The 16,320-nt window shown below is 63.5% G+C and carries 15 protein-coding genes; 9 read left to right on the top strand and 6 right to left on the bottom strand.

Annotated elements, in window-relative coordinates; all coding sequences use genetic code 11:
- The first annotated feature begins 27 nt into the window (after window positions 1-27).
- The 6 genes from hisD (at window position 28) to GEV39_RS04500 (ending at window position 5,482) form a co-directional block, all read left to right on the top strand.
- A complete protein-coding gene (gene hisD, locus GEV39_RS04475) occupies window positions 28-1,353 on the top strand; it encodes a histidinol dehydrogenase (RefSeq protein WP_173887690.1) in 1,326 nt (441 codons plus the stop codon).
- Between the two features lie 2 nt (window positions 1,354-1,355).
- Window positions 1,356-2,402, top strand: coding sequence for a histidinol-phosphate transaminase (gene hisC / locus GEV39_RS04480; RefSeq protein WP_173887691.1), 1,047 nt, complete (start codon window positions 1,356-1,358; stop codon window positions 2,400-2,402).
- 154 nt (window positions 2,403-2,556) lie between these two features.
- Window positions 2,557-3,204: a FadR/GntR family transcriptional regulator gene (locus tag GEV39_RS04485; RefSeq protein ID WP_173887692.1), complete on the top strand. Its 648-nt coding sequence runs from the start codon at window positions 2,557-2,559 to the stop codon at window positions 3,202-3,204.
- Between the two features lie 13 nt (window positions 3,205-3,217).
- Window positions 3,218-4,498: a CynX/NimT family MFS transporter gene (locus GEV39_RS04490; protein ID WP_173887693.1), complete on the top strand. Its 1,281-nt coding sequence runs from the start codon at window positions 3,218-3,220 to the stop codon at window positions 4,496-4,498.
- 224 nt (window positions 4,499-4,722) lie between these two features.
- Window positions 4,723-5,199, top strand: coding sequence for a nuclear transport factor 2 family protein (locus GEV39_RS04495; protein ID WP_054911609.1), 477 nt, complete (start codon window positions 4,723-4,725; stop codon window positions 5,197-5,199).
- Window positions 5,192-5,482 (top strand): GIY-YIG nuclease family protein, encoded by a 291-nt coding sequence (locus GEV39_RS04500; RefSeq protein ID WP_173887694.1) that lies wholly within the window; start codon window positions 5,192-5,194, stop codon window positions 5,480-5,482. Before GEV39_RS04495 ends, GEV39_RS04500 begins: the two co-directional genes overlap by 8 nt.
- A gap of 97 nt (window positions 5,483-5,579) precedes the next feature.
- Here the strand turns inward: GEV39_RS04500 and yejK are convergent, their stop codons facing one another.
- On the bottom strand, window positions 5,580-6,587 hold the full coding sequence (gene yejK, locus GEV39_RS04505; protein WP_173887695.1) for a nucleoid-associated protein YejK: 1,008 nt from the start codon (window positions 6,585-6,587) through the stop codon (window positions 5,580-5,582).
- Window positions 6,588-6,958: 371 nt separating this feature from the next.
- Between yejK and GEV39_RS04510 the strand changes: the two genes are divergently transcribed.
- Entirely contained in the window at window positions 6,959-7,240 is a 282-nt protein-coding gene (locus GEV39_RS04510; RefSeq protein WP_003255106.1) for an HU family DNA-binding protein, read from the top strand.
- Window positions 7,241-7,290: 50 nt separating this feature from the next.
- Here the strand turns inward: GEV39_RS04510 and rlmF are convergent, their stop codons facing one another.
- The 5 genes from rlmF to GEV39_RS04535 form a co-directional block, all read right to left on the bottom strand.
- Window positions 7,291-8,241, bottom strand: coding sequence for a 23S rRNA (adenine(1618)-N(6))-methyltransferase RlmF (rlmF, locus tag GEV39_RS04515; RefSeq protein WP_173887696.1), 951 nt, complete (start codon window positions 8,239-8,241; stop codon window positions 7,291-7,293).
- Window positions 8,242-8,403: 162 nt separating this feature from the next.
- Window positions 8,404-11,250 (bottom strand): valine--tRNA ligase, encoded by a 2,847-nt coding sequence (locus tag GEV39_RS04520; RefSeq protein ID WP_173887697.1) that lies wholly within the window; start codon window positions 11,248-11,250, stop codon window positions 8,404-8,406.
- A 176-nt stretch (window positions 11,251-11,426) separates the two neighbouring features.
- A complete protein-coding gene (locus tag GEV39_RS04525) occupies window positions 11,427-11,768 on the bottom strand; it encodes a hypothetical protein (RefSeq protein WP_009687043.1) in 342 nt (113 codons plus the stop codon).
- Between the two features lie 5 nt (window positions 11,769-11,773).
- A complete protein-coding gene (locus GEV39_RS04530; protein ID WP_173891651.1) occupies window positions 11,774-12,202 on the bottom strand; it encodes a DNA polymerase III subunit chi in 429 nt (142 codons plus the stop codon).
- Between the two features lie 49 nt (window positions 12,203-12,251).
- Window positions 12,252-13,745: a leucyl aminopeptidase gene (locus tag GEV39_RS04535; RefSeq protein WP_173887698.1), complete on the bottom strand. Its 1,494-nt coding sequence runs from the start codon at window positions 13,743-13,745 to the stop codon at window positions 12,252-12,254.
- 301 nt (window positions 13,746-14,046) lie between these two features.
- Between GEV39_RS04535 and lptF the strand changes: the two genes are divergently transcribed.
- Together lptF and lptG are read left to right on the top strand one after the other, a co-directional pair.
- The gene (gene lptF, locus GEV39_RS04540) at window positions 14,047-15,162 is read left to right on the top strand and encodes an LPS export ABC transporter permease LptF (protein ID WP_029886778.1); all 1,116 of its coding nucleotides are present in this window, start codon (window positions 14,047-14,049) and stop codon (window positions 15,160-15,162) included.
- On the top strand, window positions 15,155-16,216 hold the full coding sequence (gene lptG, locus GEV39_RS04545) for an LPS export ABC transporter permease LptG (RefSeq protein ID WP_029886777.1): 1,062 nt from the start codon (window positions 15,155-15,157) through the stop codon (window positions 16,214-16,216). Before lptF ends, lptG begins: the two co-directional genes overlap by 8 nt.
- Window positions 16,217-16,320 lie beyond the last annotated feature (104 nt).

A 16,320-nucleotide genomic window follows, 5' to 3' on the forward strand; every position in this document is an offset into this window, starting at 1 on the left:
CATTCGCTAATCATCGAGGCCCTCGCCATGACCGTGTCCACTGCAATTGCCCGTCTCAACGCTGCTGATCCGGATTTCGCCCGACATCTGGATCATCTGCTGAGCTGGGAAAGTGTGTCCGATGACGCGGTCAACCAGCGCGTGCTGGACATCATCAAGGCCGTGCGCGAGCGTGGCGACGCGGCGCTGGTAGAGTTCACCCAGCGTTTCGATGGTGTTGAGGCCACATCGATCGATGACCTGATCCTCAATCGCGAGCGGCTGGAGCTGGCGCTGACCCGCATCACCCCCGTACAGCGCCAGGCCCTGGAGAAGGCCGCCGACCGTGTGCGCATCTACCATGAGCGGCAGAAGCAGGATTCCTGGCAGTACACCGAAGCCGACGGCACCGTACTGGGGCAGAAGGTTACCCCGCTGGATCGGGCCGGCCTGTATGTGCCCGGCGGCAAGGCCTCGTACCCGTCGTCGGTGCTGATGAACGCCATCCCGGCCAAGGTGGCCGGCGTGGCCGAAGTGGTGATGGTGGTGCCGACCCCGCGTGGTGAGGTCAACGAGCTGGTGCTGGCCGCTGCCTGCATCGCCGGTGTCGACCGCGTATTCACCGTCGGTGGCGCCCAGGCGGTCGCGGCACTGGCCTATGGCACCGAAAGCGTGCCACAGGTCGACAAGATCGTCGGCCCGGGCAACATCTACGTCGCCACTGCCAAGCGCCATGTATTTGGCCAGGTGGGCATCGACATGATCGCCGGGCCTTCGGAAATCCTGGTGGTATGCGATGGCCAAACCGACCCGGACTGGATCGCCATGGACCTGTTCTCCCAGGCTGAACACGACGAAGACGCACAGGCCATTCTGGTCAGCCCGGATGCCGCCTTCCTCGACCGTGTCGCTGCCAGTATCGACAAGCTGCTGCCGACCATGGAGCGTGCGCAAATCATCCAGAAGTCGGTCAACGGCCGTGGTGCACTGATCCAGGTAAAAGACATGCAGCAGGCCATGGACGTGGCCAACCGCATTGCCCCCGAGCACCTGGAGCTGTCGGTTGCCGACCCGCAGACCTGGCTGCCGCACATTCGCCACGCCGGGGCGATCTTCATGGGCCGCCACACCAGCGAGGCACTGGGTGATTACTGCGCTGGCCCCAACCACGTGTTGCCAACCTCCGGCACTGCACGCTTCTCGTCGCCGTTGGGTGTGTACGACTTCCAGAAGCGGTCGTCGATCATCTTCTGCTCCGAGCAAGGCGCGTCCGAACTGGGCCAGACTGCCTCCGTGCTGGCCCGTGGCGAATCGCTGACCGCGCACGCCCGAAGCGCTGAATACCGCATCCGCACCCAACAGAAGGGGAACTGAACATGAGTCGATTCTGGAGCCCCTTCGTCAAGGACCTGGTGCCTTACGTGCCGGGCGAGCAGCCCAAGCTGGCGCGGCTGGTCAAGTTGAACACCAACGAGAACCCCTACGGCCCGTCGCCCAGGGCGCTGGAAGCCATGCGCGCGGAGCTGAGCGACAACCTGCGCCTGTACCCCGATCCTAACGGTGACCGCCTGAAGCAGGCAGTGGCCGAGTATTACGGCGTTACCCCGGCGCAAGTGTTTGTCGGCAATGGTTCGGACGAGGTGCTGGCGCACATCTTCCACGGCCTGTTCCAGCACGATGCACCCTTGTTGTTCCCCGATATCAGCTACAGCTTCTACCCGGTGTACTGTGGCCTCTACGGCATCGCGTTCGAGCAGGTGGCCCTGGACGAGCAGTTCCAGATCCGCATCGAGGACTACAACAAGCCCAATGCCGGGATCATCTTCCCCAACCCCAATGCGCCTACGGGTTGCCTGATGCCACTGCAGGCGGTAGAGCAACTGCTGCAGGCCAACCGTGACTCGGTGGTGGTGGTGGACGAAGCGTACATCGACTTCGGTGGCGAAACCGCCATCAGCCTGGTCGACCGCTACGACAACCTGCTGGTGACCCAGACCTTGTCCAAATCGCGCTCGCTGGCGGGTCTGCGTGTTGGCTTGGCCGTGGGGCACCCGGACCTGATCGAGGCATTGGAGCGCATCAAGAACAGCTTCAACTCCTACCCGCTGGACCGTGCGGCCATAGTTGGCGCCGCCGCAGCTTTCGAGGACCGAGAGTACTTCGAGCAAACCTGCCGCAAGGTGATCGACAGCCGCGAGGCGTTGGTTGGCCAGTTACAGGCCAAGGGCTTCGAAGTGCTGCCGTCGGCGGCCAACTTCATCTTCGCGCGCCACCCGCAACAGGATGCCGCCGAGTTGGCAGCGCGCTTGCGCGAGCAGGGTGTCATCGTGCGCCACTTCAAGCAGGCGCGTATCGCCCAGTTCCTGCGGATCACCATTGGCACGCCGGAGATGAACCAGGCACTGCTGGATGCCTTGAACTGAGCGCGCCTTGGGCGCAGCAGTTTTAGCACCTGTAACACCGAGCGCCGCCCGTGCGGCGCCCCGCCTCTACTTAAAAACAATCGTGTGAAGCGTTGCAGCCTGTTGATTCAGCGCTTATGGTTAGCCTTTATTCGTCCGATGACTGGATGTATCGATGTCGTTATTGATCAAACGCTCCCTGGTCGAGCAGGCCGTTGAGCAACTGCGTGAGCGCATCGCCCAGGGCGATTGGCAGATAGGCGAACGCCTGCCGACCGAGCCGGAACTGGCCCTGCAACTGGGCATCAGCCGTAACACCGTGCGCGAAGCCATGCGCGTGCTGGCCTTCAGCGGCCTGGTCGAAGTGCGCCAAGGCGACGGCAGCTACCTGCGTACCGCACAGGACCCGTTGCTGGCGATGCAGGCCATGGCCCGCTGTACCGCCGAGCAGGCCCGTGAAACCCGCCACATTCTGGAGGCGGAGGCGATTGGCCTGGCCGCGCTGCGGCGCACCGATGCAGACCTGCAGGGGCTGCGCGAAGCGCTGGCCGGCAGCGCCGGGCATTTTCATGGTGATGTCGATCACTACATAAGGTGCGACCTGGTGTTTCACCAGCGGCTGGTCGATGCCGCCCACAACCCCGCACTCAGCGAGCTTTACCGCTATTTTTCCGGCGTGGTCGCGGCGGCGCTGCAGCACAGCATGGCGACCGTGCCGCGCTGCCAGGCTACGTTCGATCTGCATGGGCAGATCCTCGACGCCATCGAACAGCGTGATGCGGACCGGGCCAAGCGCCTGAGCCGTACCCTCATCGAATCCTGACCCCGAGAACGCCATGGCTGAATCCCTACCTCGCAACACCCCACCGCACGCGCGTGATCTCGATGAACTGCTGATCGACGCCGAGGCCGACGACGAGCAAGTCCAGCAGCAGCCGGTGCAATTGCGTCGGCCGTGGCTGCTGTTGCTCGGCCTGGTGCTGGTGGCGCTGAACCTACGCCCGGCGCTGTCGAGCATGGCGCCCGTGCTGGGCCAGGTGTCCGAAGGCCTGGGGCTGAACGCTTCGCAAGCCGGCTTGCTGACCACCTTGCCGGTGTTGTGCCTTGGGCTGTTTGCGCCGCTGGCACCGATGCTGGCACGGCGCTTTGGCAGTGAGCGGGTGATCGTCGGCATTCTGCTCACCCTGGCTTTGGGCATCGTCGTGCGCAGCAGTTTGGGCGTGGCGGGGGTGTTTCTGGGCAGCCTGATGGCTGGCGCCAGCATCGGCATCATCGGGGTGTTGTTGCCCGGTATCGTCAAGCGCGACTTCCCCCAGCACGCAGGGACGCTGACCGGGGTGTATACCATGGCCTTGTGCCTGGGCGCGGCCATGGCGGCGGGTGCTACCGTACCCTTGGCCAGCCATTTCGGTGGCAGCTGGGCGTTGGGCCTGGGCTTCTGGATGCTCCCGGCGCTGCTGGCCATGCTGGTTTGGCTGCCACAAGCCCGCCAGGGGCATGGCCTGCACACGGTGGCATACCGCGTACGTGGCCTCTGGCGTGATCCCTTGGCCTGGCAAGTGACCCTGTACATGGGCCTGCAGTCGTCGCTGGCCTACATCGTGTTTGGCTGGCTGCCGTCGATCCTGATCGGTCGTGGCCTGAGCCCGACCCAGGCCGGCCTGGTACTTTCCGGGTCGGTCATCGTGCAGTTACTGAGTTCGCTGAGCGCGCCGTGGCTGGCCACTCGCGGCAAGGACCAGCGGTTGCCAATCGTGGTGGTCATGCTGACCACTCTGGCGGGCCTGTTCGGTTGCCTGTATGCCCCGCTTTCAGGGCTGTGGGGCTGGGCCGTGGTGCTGGGCCTGGGGCAGGGCGGTACCTTTGCCCTGGCGCTGACCTTGATCGTGTTGCGCTCGAAGGATGCCCACGTGGCGGCCAACCTGTCGAGCATGGCCCAAGGCGTGGGTTATACCCTGGCGTCGATGGGGCCGTTCGCGGTGGGGTTGGTGCATGATCTGACGGGCGGCTGGGCGGCCGTGGGCTGGATCTTCGCTGTGCTTGGGGTCGGCGCCATCGTCTTCGGGTTGGGTGCCGGGCGGGCTTTGCATGTGCAGGTGACAAGCGAAAAAGTCTGAATCTGTGCTGGGCAGCACCGGCCCTGTCGCCGGCAAGCCAGCTCCCACAGGGATCGCATCAGGGCTGACAGGTGTTTGTCAGAAGATATGCAGCGCCTGTGAGACCGAGCACCGCCCGCGCGGCGCTCGGTCTCACAGGCGCTGTAGATGCTGCGGCGGAAGCTGGCATAAGCAACCGGGTCAGATTATCGTGCTGCTTTCGACCCCAGGATGGACCAGCCCCCATGAGTGACGCCCACCGCGATTTGATTACGCGCTTCTACCAGGCTTTCCAGCGCCTGGACGCCGAGGCAATGATCGCCTGCTACAGCGACGATATCGTTTTCAGCGACCCGGTTTTCGGCACGCTGCGTGGCAAGGATGCGGGCGACATGTGGCGCATGCTGACCACGCGCGCCAAAGACTTCACCCTGACCTTCGACAGCGTACGCGCCGACGAGCGCAGCGGTGCCGCACACTGGGTGGCGACCTACCTGTTCAGCCAGACGGGGCGCGTGGTGGTCAATGATATCCAGGCACGCTTCATCATCCGCGATGGCTTGATCTGCCAGCACGACGATACGTTCGACCTGTGGCGCTGGTCGCGACAGGCGTTGGGCATGCCAGGGGTATTGCTGGGGTGGTCGCCGCTGCTGCAGAACAAGGTTCGCGCACAGGCCTTCAAGGGTTTGCGCGCATTCCAGCAGGCCCAAGGTGTGTGAAGCTGTCCCCGCAGGCGTTGGCAAACCTTGGTATGTGTACCTGGTCAGGGCGGCCAACGGTTCGTTGTATTGCGGGGTCAGCGATGACCCGCAGCGGCGTTTTCTGGCCCATCAGAAAGGGCAGGGGGCACGGTACTTCAAGACCAGCCCGGCACAGGCGCTGGTGTATGTCGAACAGTGGCCGGACAAGGGCGAGGCGTTGCGCCAGGAGCGGTTGGTGAAACGGCTGCGCAAGTCGGCGAAAGAGGCGCTGGTGGCGGCTTACCTGATGGGTTCGGCTTGAGGATGCCGGGGCCGCTTTTGCGGCCCATCGCGACGCAAGGCCGCTCCTACAAGAGGTCGCGAGGCGTGCAGGAGCGGGTCGCGCGGCCCATGAACCGTCAGTCCTTGCGTCGCTTCAGCTGGTCCACCAGGGTGGTCGGCAGCCCCTTGATGATCAGGGTGCCGGCGGCCTCGTCATACTCCACCTTGTCGCCCAGCAGGTGCGCCTCGAAGCTGATCGACAGCCCTTCGGCACGCCCGGTGAAGCGACGGAACTGATTGAGGGTGCGTTTATCCGCCGGAATCTCCGGCGACAAGCCGTAGTCCTTGTTGCGGATATGGTCGTAGAACGCCTTGGGCCGGTCTTCGTCGATCAGGCTGGACAGCTCTTCCAGCGTCACCGGTTCGCCCAGTTTGGTCTGGGTAGTGGCGTACTCGACCAGCGTCTGGGTTTTTTCGCGGGCGGAGGCTTCCGGCAAGTCTTCGCTCTCGACGAAGTCGCTGAAGGCCTTGAGCAGGGTGCGGGTTTCACCCGGGCCGTCGACACCTTCCTGGCAGCCGATGAAATCGCGGAAATAGTCCGAGACCTTCTTGCCGTTCTTGCCCTTGATGAACGAGATGTACTGCTTGGAGTTCTGGTTGTTCTTCCACTCGGACAGGTTGATACGCGCCGCCAGGTGCAACTGGCCAAGGTCAAGATGACGAGATGGGGTTACGTCGAGTTCAGCATTCACCGCCACGCCTTCACTGTGGTGCAGCAGGGCGATTGCCAGGTATTCGGTCATGCCCTGTTGGTAATGGGCAAACAGCACGTGACCGCCGGTGGACAGGTTGGACTCTTCCATCAGCTTCTGCAGGTGCTCCACGGCCAGGCGGCTGAAGGCGGTGAACCCCGTTTCCCCTTCCAGGTACTGCTTCAGCCAGCCGCTGAGCGGGTAGGCCCCCGACTCGCTGTGGAAGAAGCCCCAGGCCTTGCCTTGTTTGGCGTTGTAGCTGTCGTTCAGGTCTGCCAGCAGGTTTTCGATGGCGTCGGAAGCCGCCAATTCGCTGTCGCGGGCATGCAGTACGGCGGGGCTGCCATCAGGCTTCTTGTCGATCAGGTGAACGATGCAATGACGGATAGGCATGAAATTCTCGGCGAGCTGCAAAAGTCGCCAAGTTTAACCCAGACACCCAGTGGTGCAGTGGCCGGATGTTGGCCGAAATGCCGGTTGTTCGTTTTTTGTTCATTTTTGTACGTTTTAAGCCAAAACCCCTGAAAAACCTGCATTTAATCGAAGTGCGCAGCGGATATTTATCCACTCCTGTGGTAGCTTTGCGCGGTCTTGTGCCCCACGTGTGGCGCATTGCTGGCAGCGCGCTGCCGTCGTGTCGAACCAAACGCCGATTTGGGTATCTACATACCCAATTGGCGCGGCCCTCCAACTACAAGGGGCTGGCCCGATAACGTCGTCGTTCGCTGCATAACCATCGAATTTGATAGGGAAGGAACACCACCATGGCATTGACCAAAGACCAACTGATTGCCGACATCGCCGAGTCGATCGCCGCGCCGAAAGCCACCGCCAAGAACGCACTGGAGCAACTGGGCCAGATCGTTGCTGACCAGCTGGAAAATGGCGCTGAAATCACCCTGCCAGGCATCGGCAAGCTGAAAGTCTCGGAGCGTCCTGCCCGCACTGGCCGCAACCCTTCGACTGGCGCTGCCATCGAAATCGCTGCCAAGAAAGTCGTCAAGTTCGTGCCAGCCAAAGTGCTGACCGACGCTATCAACAAGTAATTGTTGCTGCTTTGACGAAACCGCGCCCGGCTTGCCCGGGCGCGGTTTTTTCATGCCTGTGATCGGCCCTGGGCGTACCAGCGCTGGCGTGCCGCTTCATCGTGGAAGCTCCAGGCAACCATGCGGCTCTGCTTCTGGCCCTGGCCCATTTCGACGACACGTACGGCCTTGGCGCCGGCCTTCTTCAGTGCCGCTTCTATACCCGGCAGGTTGCTGGCCTTTGACACCAGGCTGGTGAACCACAATACGCTCCCGGCGTACTGCACGCTTTCGCTCACCAGTTGGGTGACAAAGCGGATTTCGCCGCCCTCGCACCACAGTTCATTGTTCTGGCCACCAAAGTTGAGCACCGGAAGCTTGCGTTTGGGGTCCTGCTTGCCCAGGTTTTTCCACTTGCGTTGGCTACCGCGGGTGGCTTCGTCGCGGGAGGCGTGGAAGGGTGGGTTGCACAGGGTCAGGTCGAAACGCTCCTCTGGCTGCAACAGACCGCTGAGGATATGGCCCCGGTTCGCCTGCTGGCGCAGGGCAATGGCTTTGCCCAGGCCGTTGGCCTGGACGATGGCCTTGGCCGAGGCCAGGGCTACCGGGTCGATATCCGAACCGAGAAAGCGCCAGCGGTAGTCGCTGTGGCCCAGCAGCGGGTAAATGCAGTTGGCACCCACGCCGATGTCCAGCGCGCGTACCTGGGCGCCTTTGGGAATTTCCCCCGCGTTGTCCGTGGCCAGCAAATCCGCGGCTACGTGGATGTAGTCGGCGCGGCCGGGAATGGGCGGGCACAGGTAGTCGGCGGGGATATCCCAGTGCTGGATGCCGTATTGGGCCTTGAGCAGAGCACGGTTGAATACCCTTACGGCTTCGGGGTTGGCGAAGTCGATGCTGGGTTTGCCGTGGGGGTTGGTGATGGTGAAGCGGGCCAGGTCAGGGTGGGCCTTGATCAGGCTGGGGAAGTCGTAGCGACCCTGGTGCCGGTTGCGCGGGTGCAGGGTGGGTTTGTCGGTCATGGTGGGGTCCGGTGTTGCAGGCCTTGGGGCTGCTCTGCAGCCCTATCGCGACACAAGGCCGCTCCTAAAGGATAGCGGCGCCTGTGAAACCGGCACCGTCCTGTAGGAGCGGCCTTGTGTCGCGAAAGGGCCGCACAGCGGCCCCAGCGGTCTATCAGGTTGTCACAGCGCTGCAATGCGCGCGTGCTGCTCGGTGAAGTTGGCCAGGGCCTGTTCGGACTCAGCCAGCTTGGCGCGCTCCTTGTCGATCACCGCAGGCGGGGCCTTGTCGACGAAGGCAGCGTTGGACAGCTTGCCACCCACGCGTGCCACTTCGCCTTGCAGGCGCTGAATTTCCTTGTTCAGGCGTGCCAGCTCGGCATCCTTGTCGATCAGCCCGGCCATCGGTACCAGCACTTGCAGGTCACCCACCAGCGCAGTAGCCGACAGCGGTGCCTCTTCGGCATCGCTCAGCACGGTGAACGATTCGACCTTGGCCAGCTTCTTCAGCAAGGCTTCGTTCTCTTGCAGGCGGCGCTGGTCGTCGGCGTTGGCGTTCTTCAGGAACAGTGGCAGCGGCTTGCCCGGGCCAATGTTCATTTCGGCGCGGATGTTGCGCAGGCCCACCATCAGCTCTTTCAGCCATTCGATATCACCTTCGGCGGCAGCATCGATGCGGCTTTCATTGGCCACCGGCCATGGCTGCAGCATGATGGTCTTGCCTTCGATACCGGCCAGCGGTGCGATACGCTGCCAGATTTCCTCGGTGATGAACGGCATGAATGGGTGTGCCAGGCGCAGCGCCACTTCCAGCACGCGCACCAGGGTGCGGCGGGTGCCGCGGGCGCGCTCGACCGGGGCATTTTCGTCCCACAGCACAGGCTTGGACAGCTCCAGGTACCAGTCGCAGTACTGGTTCCAGATGAACTCGTACAGCGCCTGGCTGGCCAGGTCGAAGCGGAACTGCTCCAGCTGGCGGGTCACCTCGGCTTCGGTGCGCTGCAGCTGCGAGATGATCCAGCGGTCAGCCAGCGACAGCTCATAGGCCTCGCCGTTCTGGCCACAATCTTCGCCCTTGTCCAGCACGTAGCGGGCAGCGTTCCAGATCTTGTTGCAGAAGTTGCGATAGCCCTCGACGCGGCCCATGTCGAACTTGATGTCGCGGCCAGTGGACGCCAGCGAGCAGAAGGTGAAGCGCAAGGCGTCGGTGCCGTAGCTGGCGATGCCTTCGGGGAACTCGGCCTTGGTCTGCTTGGCGATTTTCTCGGCCAGCTTGGGCTGCATCATGCCGCTGGTGCGTTTTTCCAGCAGGGCGTCGAGGGTGATGCCGTCGACGATGTCCAGTGGGTCCAGCACGTTGCCCTTGGACTTGGACATCTTCTGGCCCTGGCCATCACGCACCAGGCCGTGCACGTACACGGTCTTGAATGGAACCTGCGGGGTGCCGTCCTCGTTCTTGATCAGGTGCATGGTCAGCATGATCATGCGCGCAACCCAGAAGAAGATGATGTCGAAGCCCGTCACCAGCACGTCGGTGGAGTGGAACTTCTTGAGGAATTCGGTCTGCTCCGGCCAGCCCAGGGTAGAGAAGGTCCACAGGCCCGAACTGAACCAGGTATCGAGCACGTCGTCGTCCTGGCGCAACACCACATCGGCGCCCAGTTGGTGCTTGGCGCGCACTTCCTGCTCGTTGCGGCCAACGTAGACCTGGCCGGCCTCGTCGTACCACGCCGGAATGCGGTGGCCCCACCACAGCTGGCGGCTGATGCACCAGTCCTGGATGTCGCGCATCCACGAGAAGTACATGTTCTCATACTGTTTGGGCACGAACTGGATGCGGCCGTCTTCCACGGCAGCAATGGCAGGCTCTGCCAGCGGCTTGGTGGAAACGTACCACTGGTCGGTCAGCCAGGGTTCGATCACGGTACCGGAACGGTCGCCTTTCGGCACTTTCAGGGCGTGGTCGTCGATGCTGACCAGCAGGCCCTGGGCGTCCAGGTCGGCCACGATCTGTTTGCGGGCCACGAAGCGGTCGAGGTTGGCGTACTGCGCTGGCAGTTGGGTGTCGACCTGCTCGTTGACGCTGCCGTCGAGGTTGAAGGCCTGGGCGTTGGCCAGCACGACGGCATTCTTGTCGAAGATGTTCAGCAGTGGCAGGTTATGCCGCTTGCCGACTTCATAGTCGTTGAAGTCGTGGGCCGGGGTGATCTTCACGCAGCCGGTGCCGAACGCAGGGTCGCAGTAGTCGTCGGCGATGATCGGAATGCGACGGCCCACCAGCGGCAGCTCGACGTACTTGCCGATCAGTGCCTGGTAGCGTTCGTCATTCGGGTTGACCGCCACGGCGGCGTCGCCCAGCAGGGTTTCCGGGCGGGTAGTGGCAACCACCAGGTAACCCTCGCCTTCGGCGGTCTTGGCGCCATCGGCCAGCGGGTAGCGCAGGTTCCACAGGTGGCCTTTTTCGTCGTGGTTTTCCACTTCGAGGTCGGAGATGGCCGTGTGCAGCTTGGTGTCCCAGTTGACCAGGCGCTTGCCGCGGTAGATCAGGCCATCTTCGTGCAGGCGCACGAAGGCTTCCTTGACCGCTTCGGACAGGCCGTCGTCCATGGTGAAGCGCTCGCGGCTCCAGTCGACCGACGAGCCCAGGCGGCGGATTTGCCGGCTGATATTGCCGCCGGACTGATCCTTCCATTCCCAGACCTTCTCCAGGAACTTCTCGCGGCCCAGATCATGCCGGTTCTGGCCCTTGGCCTCGAGTTGGCGCTCGACCAGCATCTGGGTGGCGATACCGGCGTGGTCGGTGCCTGGCTGCCACAGGGTGTCGCGGCCTTGCATGCGGCGGAAACGGATCAGGGCATCCATGATCGCGTTGTTGAAACCGTGGCCCATGTGCAGGCTGCCGGTGACGTTCGGCGGCGGGATCATGATGGTGTAGGACTCGCCTGCACCTTGTGGAGCGAAATAGTTCTCGGACTCCCAGGTGTTGTACCAGGAAGTTTCGATGGCGTGCGGCTGGTAGGTCTTATCCATGCGCGGCGGGACCCTGTGCATTTATTCGGGAAAGCCGGGAAGTATAACCAAGCTGGGGGCCGCAGGCGACAAGCTGCTGACAACTGTCGGAACTGTGTTGCCCGCTGCCACAAGCCCGCCACAGGCTTCGAGGGCCGTGAGGTGCCTGTGGGAGCGGGCGACACCGATGTGCGGGTTTACTCGGAACGCTTGATCAACCGCTCGATGCGCGCATCCAGCCGGCGCTTGATTTCGTTCTCGATATGCGGGGTAAAGTCGTTGATCACGTCCTGCATGATCATCTGCGCCGCGGCGCGCAGCTCACTCTCGAGGTGTAGCAGGGTGTCCTGGCGGCGCGTCTGCGGGTCTTCCTCGGGCGCAGCCGCTTCGGTAACCGGCGCGTCCGGCAACAACGGCAGTTGCTCGACGGTTTCGGTCAGCAGGGGTGGTTGCAGGTCGGCGTCGCCGAGCAACTGGCGGATCGACTCAAGGTCGTCGAGCAGGTGAGCGGAGTCGGGCAGGGGGGAGTGCTTGTCCATCGTCGTCAAAGTCGCTGTAAGCGGTGGTCTTGCAGAGCATAGCCCTGTTCACGGTAGAAACGGAATCGCTCTCGCGCCGATTGGCGAATGTCGGGCGCCTCGACGACGATTTCCGCCACCCGCTCGAACTGGCCAACAAAGCCCGGCACGCTAGCGCCCAGGTTGATCAGCAGGCCGTGGTGGTCACCGGCGTGTTCCGCAAGGCCCAGGGCCACGCCGGCATCGGCATGCACCTCGGCCAGGTCGTGGGGCACGAAAGCTTCGCCCTTGAAGCGCCATAGGCGCAGGTCCAGTTCGTCGCGTTGCTCGGCATCCTGGCAATGCAGGTAGACCCGGTGGCCAAGGCGCCAGGCCTTTTCACACAGCTTGCAGGCGAAATCGAGCCGCGCCGACAGCGAGTCGGTGGGCAGGATATAGAAGTCGACTTTGCTCATGGTCGGTATGGCCGGCCGGTGGCGCGCCAGCACCACCGGCGTCACGGCCTCAGGCGCCCGCGCGGTCCAGCAGGTACTGGGTCAGCAATGGCACCGGGCGACCCGTGGCGCCCTTGTCCTTGCCGCCGCTGACCCACGCCGTACCGGCGATGTCCATGTGCGCCCAGTTGTAGGCCTTGGCGAAACGCGACAGGAAGCAGCCTGCGGTGATGGTGCCGGCCTTCGGCCCGCCGATGTTGCCCATGTCGGCGAACGGGCTATCCAGTTGTTCCTGGTACTCGTCGAACAGCGGCAGTTGCCAGGCGCGGTCGTCTGCCCGCTTGCCCGCGTCGAGCAATTGCCCGACCAGGTCGTCATTGTTGCCCATCAGGCCGGAGGTGTGGCTGCCCAAGGCGACGATGCAGGCGCCTGTCAGGGTGGCGACGTCGATCACCGCCTGTGGCTTGAAACGCTCGGCGTAGGTCAGGGTATCGCACAGCACCAGGCGGCCTTCGGCGTCGGTGTTGAGGATTTCCACGGTCTGGCCGCTCATGGTGGTCACGATGTCACCCGGGCGGGTGGCGCCGCCACTTGGCATGTTCTCGGCACAGGCCAGCAGGCAGACCAGGTTGATGGGCAGTTGCAGCTCCAGCACTGCACGCAGGGTGCCCATGACGCTGGCGGCGCCGCACATGTCGTACTTCATTTCGTCCATGCCGGCGCCGGGTTTCAGGCTGATGCCGCCGGTGTCGAAGGTGATGCCTTTACCTACCAGCACGAAGGGCTTGTCGGCCTTCTTGCCGCCCTGGTAGTTGAGCACGATCAGGCGTGGCGGCTGGTCGCTGCCCTGGCCCACGGCGTAGAAGGCGCCCATGCCCAGGTCCTTGATCTTTTTCTCGTCGAGCACTTCGACCTTCAGTCCCTTGTGCGCCTTGCCCAGGTCCTTGGCCTGCTCGGCAAGGAAGCTCGGGTGGCACAGGTTCGGTGGCAGGTTGCCCAGGTCGCGGGTGAACGCCATGCCGGTGGCGATGGCGCTGGCGTGCTTCACCGCGCGCTCGACGTCGGCCTGGCCGGCCTTGTCTGCCAGCAGGGTGACTTTTTTCAGTGCCCGCGGCTCGACCTTCTGGCTCTTGAAGCGGTCGAACACGTATTCGCCGTCCTGCAGGGTTTCGGCCAGCAGGCGGTACTTGCCGTAATGGGCATCGCGGTTGCTGACGGCAATATCGTCCAGGGCCAGCACGGCATCGGCGCCATTGAGCCCCTTGAGCACGCCGGCGACGCTGGCGACCAGCTTGCGCCAGGCGCGGTCGCCCAGGGCTTCGTCCTTGCCGCTGCCAACCAGCAGGACACGTTCGGCCTTGAGCCCCGGGAGGTTGTGCAGCAGCAAGGTCTGGCCCGGTTTGCCGGCCAGGTCACCGCGCTTGAGTACCGCGCTGATGGCACCCTCGGTGGCCTGGTCTACGGCCTTGGCCACCGCGCCAAGTTTGCGATTTTCACCGACTGCAATGACCAGGGTGGCGGTTTTTACCGATGCAGCAGCTACGCTTTTTACAACCAGTTCCATGTCAGGGTCCCCGAATGATCGATACAAATGGCGCTGTACATTGCAGCGCTCTGGACGGGCCTGGCCGCGCCGTCGCGCGCCAGCGGAAAAGCTGCCAGTTTGAGCCTGCCACCCGCGTGCTGACAACCCCGTTATGCGCCTTCACGCGCCGCCAAGTGACAGGCGCAGCCAATCACAGGATAATGCGCGCACTTTACATGGAGGTTCGCCTTTGGCGAACCGGCATTGGTCTTGGATGTACTAAGTCATTGTTTGGCGCCATTGCATGGCAGTCCGCCCTGACAACCCAGGAGTGTCTGGTTTGATCGTCTTTCGTTATCTGTCCCGCGAGGTCCTGGTGACCTTGAGCGCCGTCAGCGCCGTGCTGCTGGTGATCATCATGAGTGGGCGCTTCATCAAGTACCTGGCCCAGGCCGCCCAGGGCGTGCTCGACCCTGGCGTATTGTTCCTGATCATGGGTTTCCGCCTGCCGGGTTTCCTGCAGCTGATCCTGCCCCTGGGGCTGTTCCTCGGCATTCTGCTGGCGTACGGGCGCCTGTACCTGGAAAGCGAAATGACCGTGCTCTCGGCCACTGGCATGAGCCAGCAGCGCCTGCTGGGCATGACCATGGCGCCGGCCGCACTGGTGGCGCTGCTGGTGGCCTGGTTGAGCCTGAGCCTGGCGCCACTGGGCGTGGCCCAGGTGCAGCAGATCATCGCCCAGCAGGACACCCTGACCGAGTTCGACACCTTGGTGCCAGGCCGTTTCCAGATGCTGCGTGACGGCTCGCGGGTCACCTACACCGAGCAACTGTCGGACGACCGCGTCAAGCTCGGTGGCGTGTTCATCTCCGAGAAACGCTTCAATCAGGACAAGACCAAGGACCGTGCGCCGTCAGTGCTGGTGGCGGAAAAGGGCCACCAGGAGATCCAGGCCGATGGCAACCGTTACCTGGTGCTGGAAAACGGCTACCGCTACGACGGTAACCCCGGCCAGGCCGACTACCGGGCCATCAAGTACGACACCTATGGCGTGTTGCTGCCCAAGCCGGAAGTGGCCGAGGAAGTGACCGAGCGCGAGGCCATTCCGACCCTCGACCTGTTCGGCAAGACCGACCTGCGCGAACGCGCCGAACTGCAATGGCGGCTGTCGTTGCCGATCCTGGTCTTCGTGGTGACCCTGCTGGCGGTTCCGCTGTCGCGGGTCAACCCGCGCCAGGGCCGCTTCCTCAAGTTGCTGCCGGCAATTCTTCTGTACATGGCCTACCTGACAATGCTGATTTCCGTACGTGGCGCCCTGGAGAAGGGCAAGTTGCCGATTGCCCTGGGCATGTGGTGGGTCCACGGGCTGTTCCTGCTCATCGGCCTTGGCCTGATGTACTGGGAGCCATTGCGCCTCAAGCGTGCCGCCCGCCGTGCGGAGGTGGCCCATGGCTAAGCTCGACCGCTACATCGGCCAGAGCGTGCTGCTGGCCATCCTGGCAGTGCTTGGGATCATCCTCGGCCTGGCCTCGTTGTTCGCGTTCATCGATGAGATGGGCGACCTGAGCGACACCTACACGGTGATGCAAGCCGGTTACTACGTCTTGCTCACCGCGCCACGGCGGCTGTATGAAATGCTGCCCATGGCTGCGCTGATCGGCTGCCTGATTGGCCTGGGTAGCCTGGCCAGCAGCAGCGAACTGACCATCATGCGTGCGGCCGGTGTGTCCATCGGGCGTATCGTCTGGGCGGTGATGAAGCCCATGCTGGTGCTGATGCTGGTCGGCCTGCTGATTGGCGAATACGTGGCGCCGGTCACCGAGAACAAGGCCCAGGCTGACCGCTCGCTGGCCCAGGGTGGGGGCGAGGCGCAGAGCTCCAAGCGTGGCATGTGGCATCGCCAGGGCGAGGAGTTCGTGCACATCAACGCCGTACAGCCCAACGGCCTGTTGCTCGGCGTGACCCGCTACCGTTTCGACAGCGAGCGCAAGATCCAGACGTCGAGCTTTGCCCGGCGTGCCCAGTACACCGACGATCACTGGTTGCTCAGCGACGTCAGCACAACCTTCTTCCGCGGGGACCACACCGAGGTGGTGAAGGCCCCCACCGAGCGCTGGGACGTGTCGCTGACCCCGCAACTGCTGAACACCGTGATCCTGGCGCCGGAGTCGCTGTCGATCACCGGCCTGTGGGACTACATCCACTACCTGTCCGACCAGGGCCTGAACAACGCCCGTTACTGGCTGGCGTTCTGGACCAAGGTCCTGCAGCCGATGGTGACTGCGGCACTGGTGTTGATGGCCATTTCGTTCATCTTCGGCCCGCTGCGCTCGGTGACCTTGGGCCAGCGGGTGTTCACCGGCGTGCTGGTGGGCTTCGTATTCCGCATCGGCCAGGACCTGCTCGGCCCTTCGAGCCAGGTGTTCGGCTTCCCGCCCTTGCTGGCGGTGGTCATCCCGGCGGGCATCTGTGCCCTGGCCGGTGTGTGGTTGCTGCGCCGGGCGGGGTAATGGCTTGAGCTGGAGAAAAAGCTGACCTCAGGTTAATGCCTGTGAGTTAAGCGTTACTGGGGCTGCTTTGCAGCCCTTCGCGGGCACGCCCGCTCCTACACGCT

This window comes from Pseudomonas sp. NY5710 (genome assembly GCF_013305665.1).
Classification (GTDB): domain Bacteria; phylum Pseudomonadota; class Gammaproteobacteria; order Pseudomonadales; family Pseudomonadaceae; genus Aquipseudomonas; species Aquipseudomonas juntendi.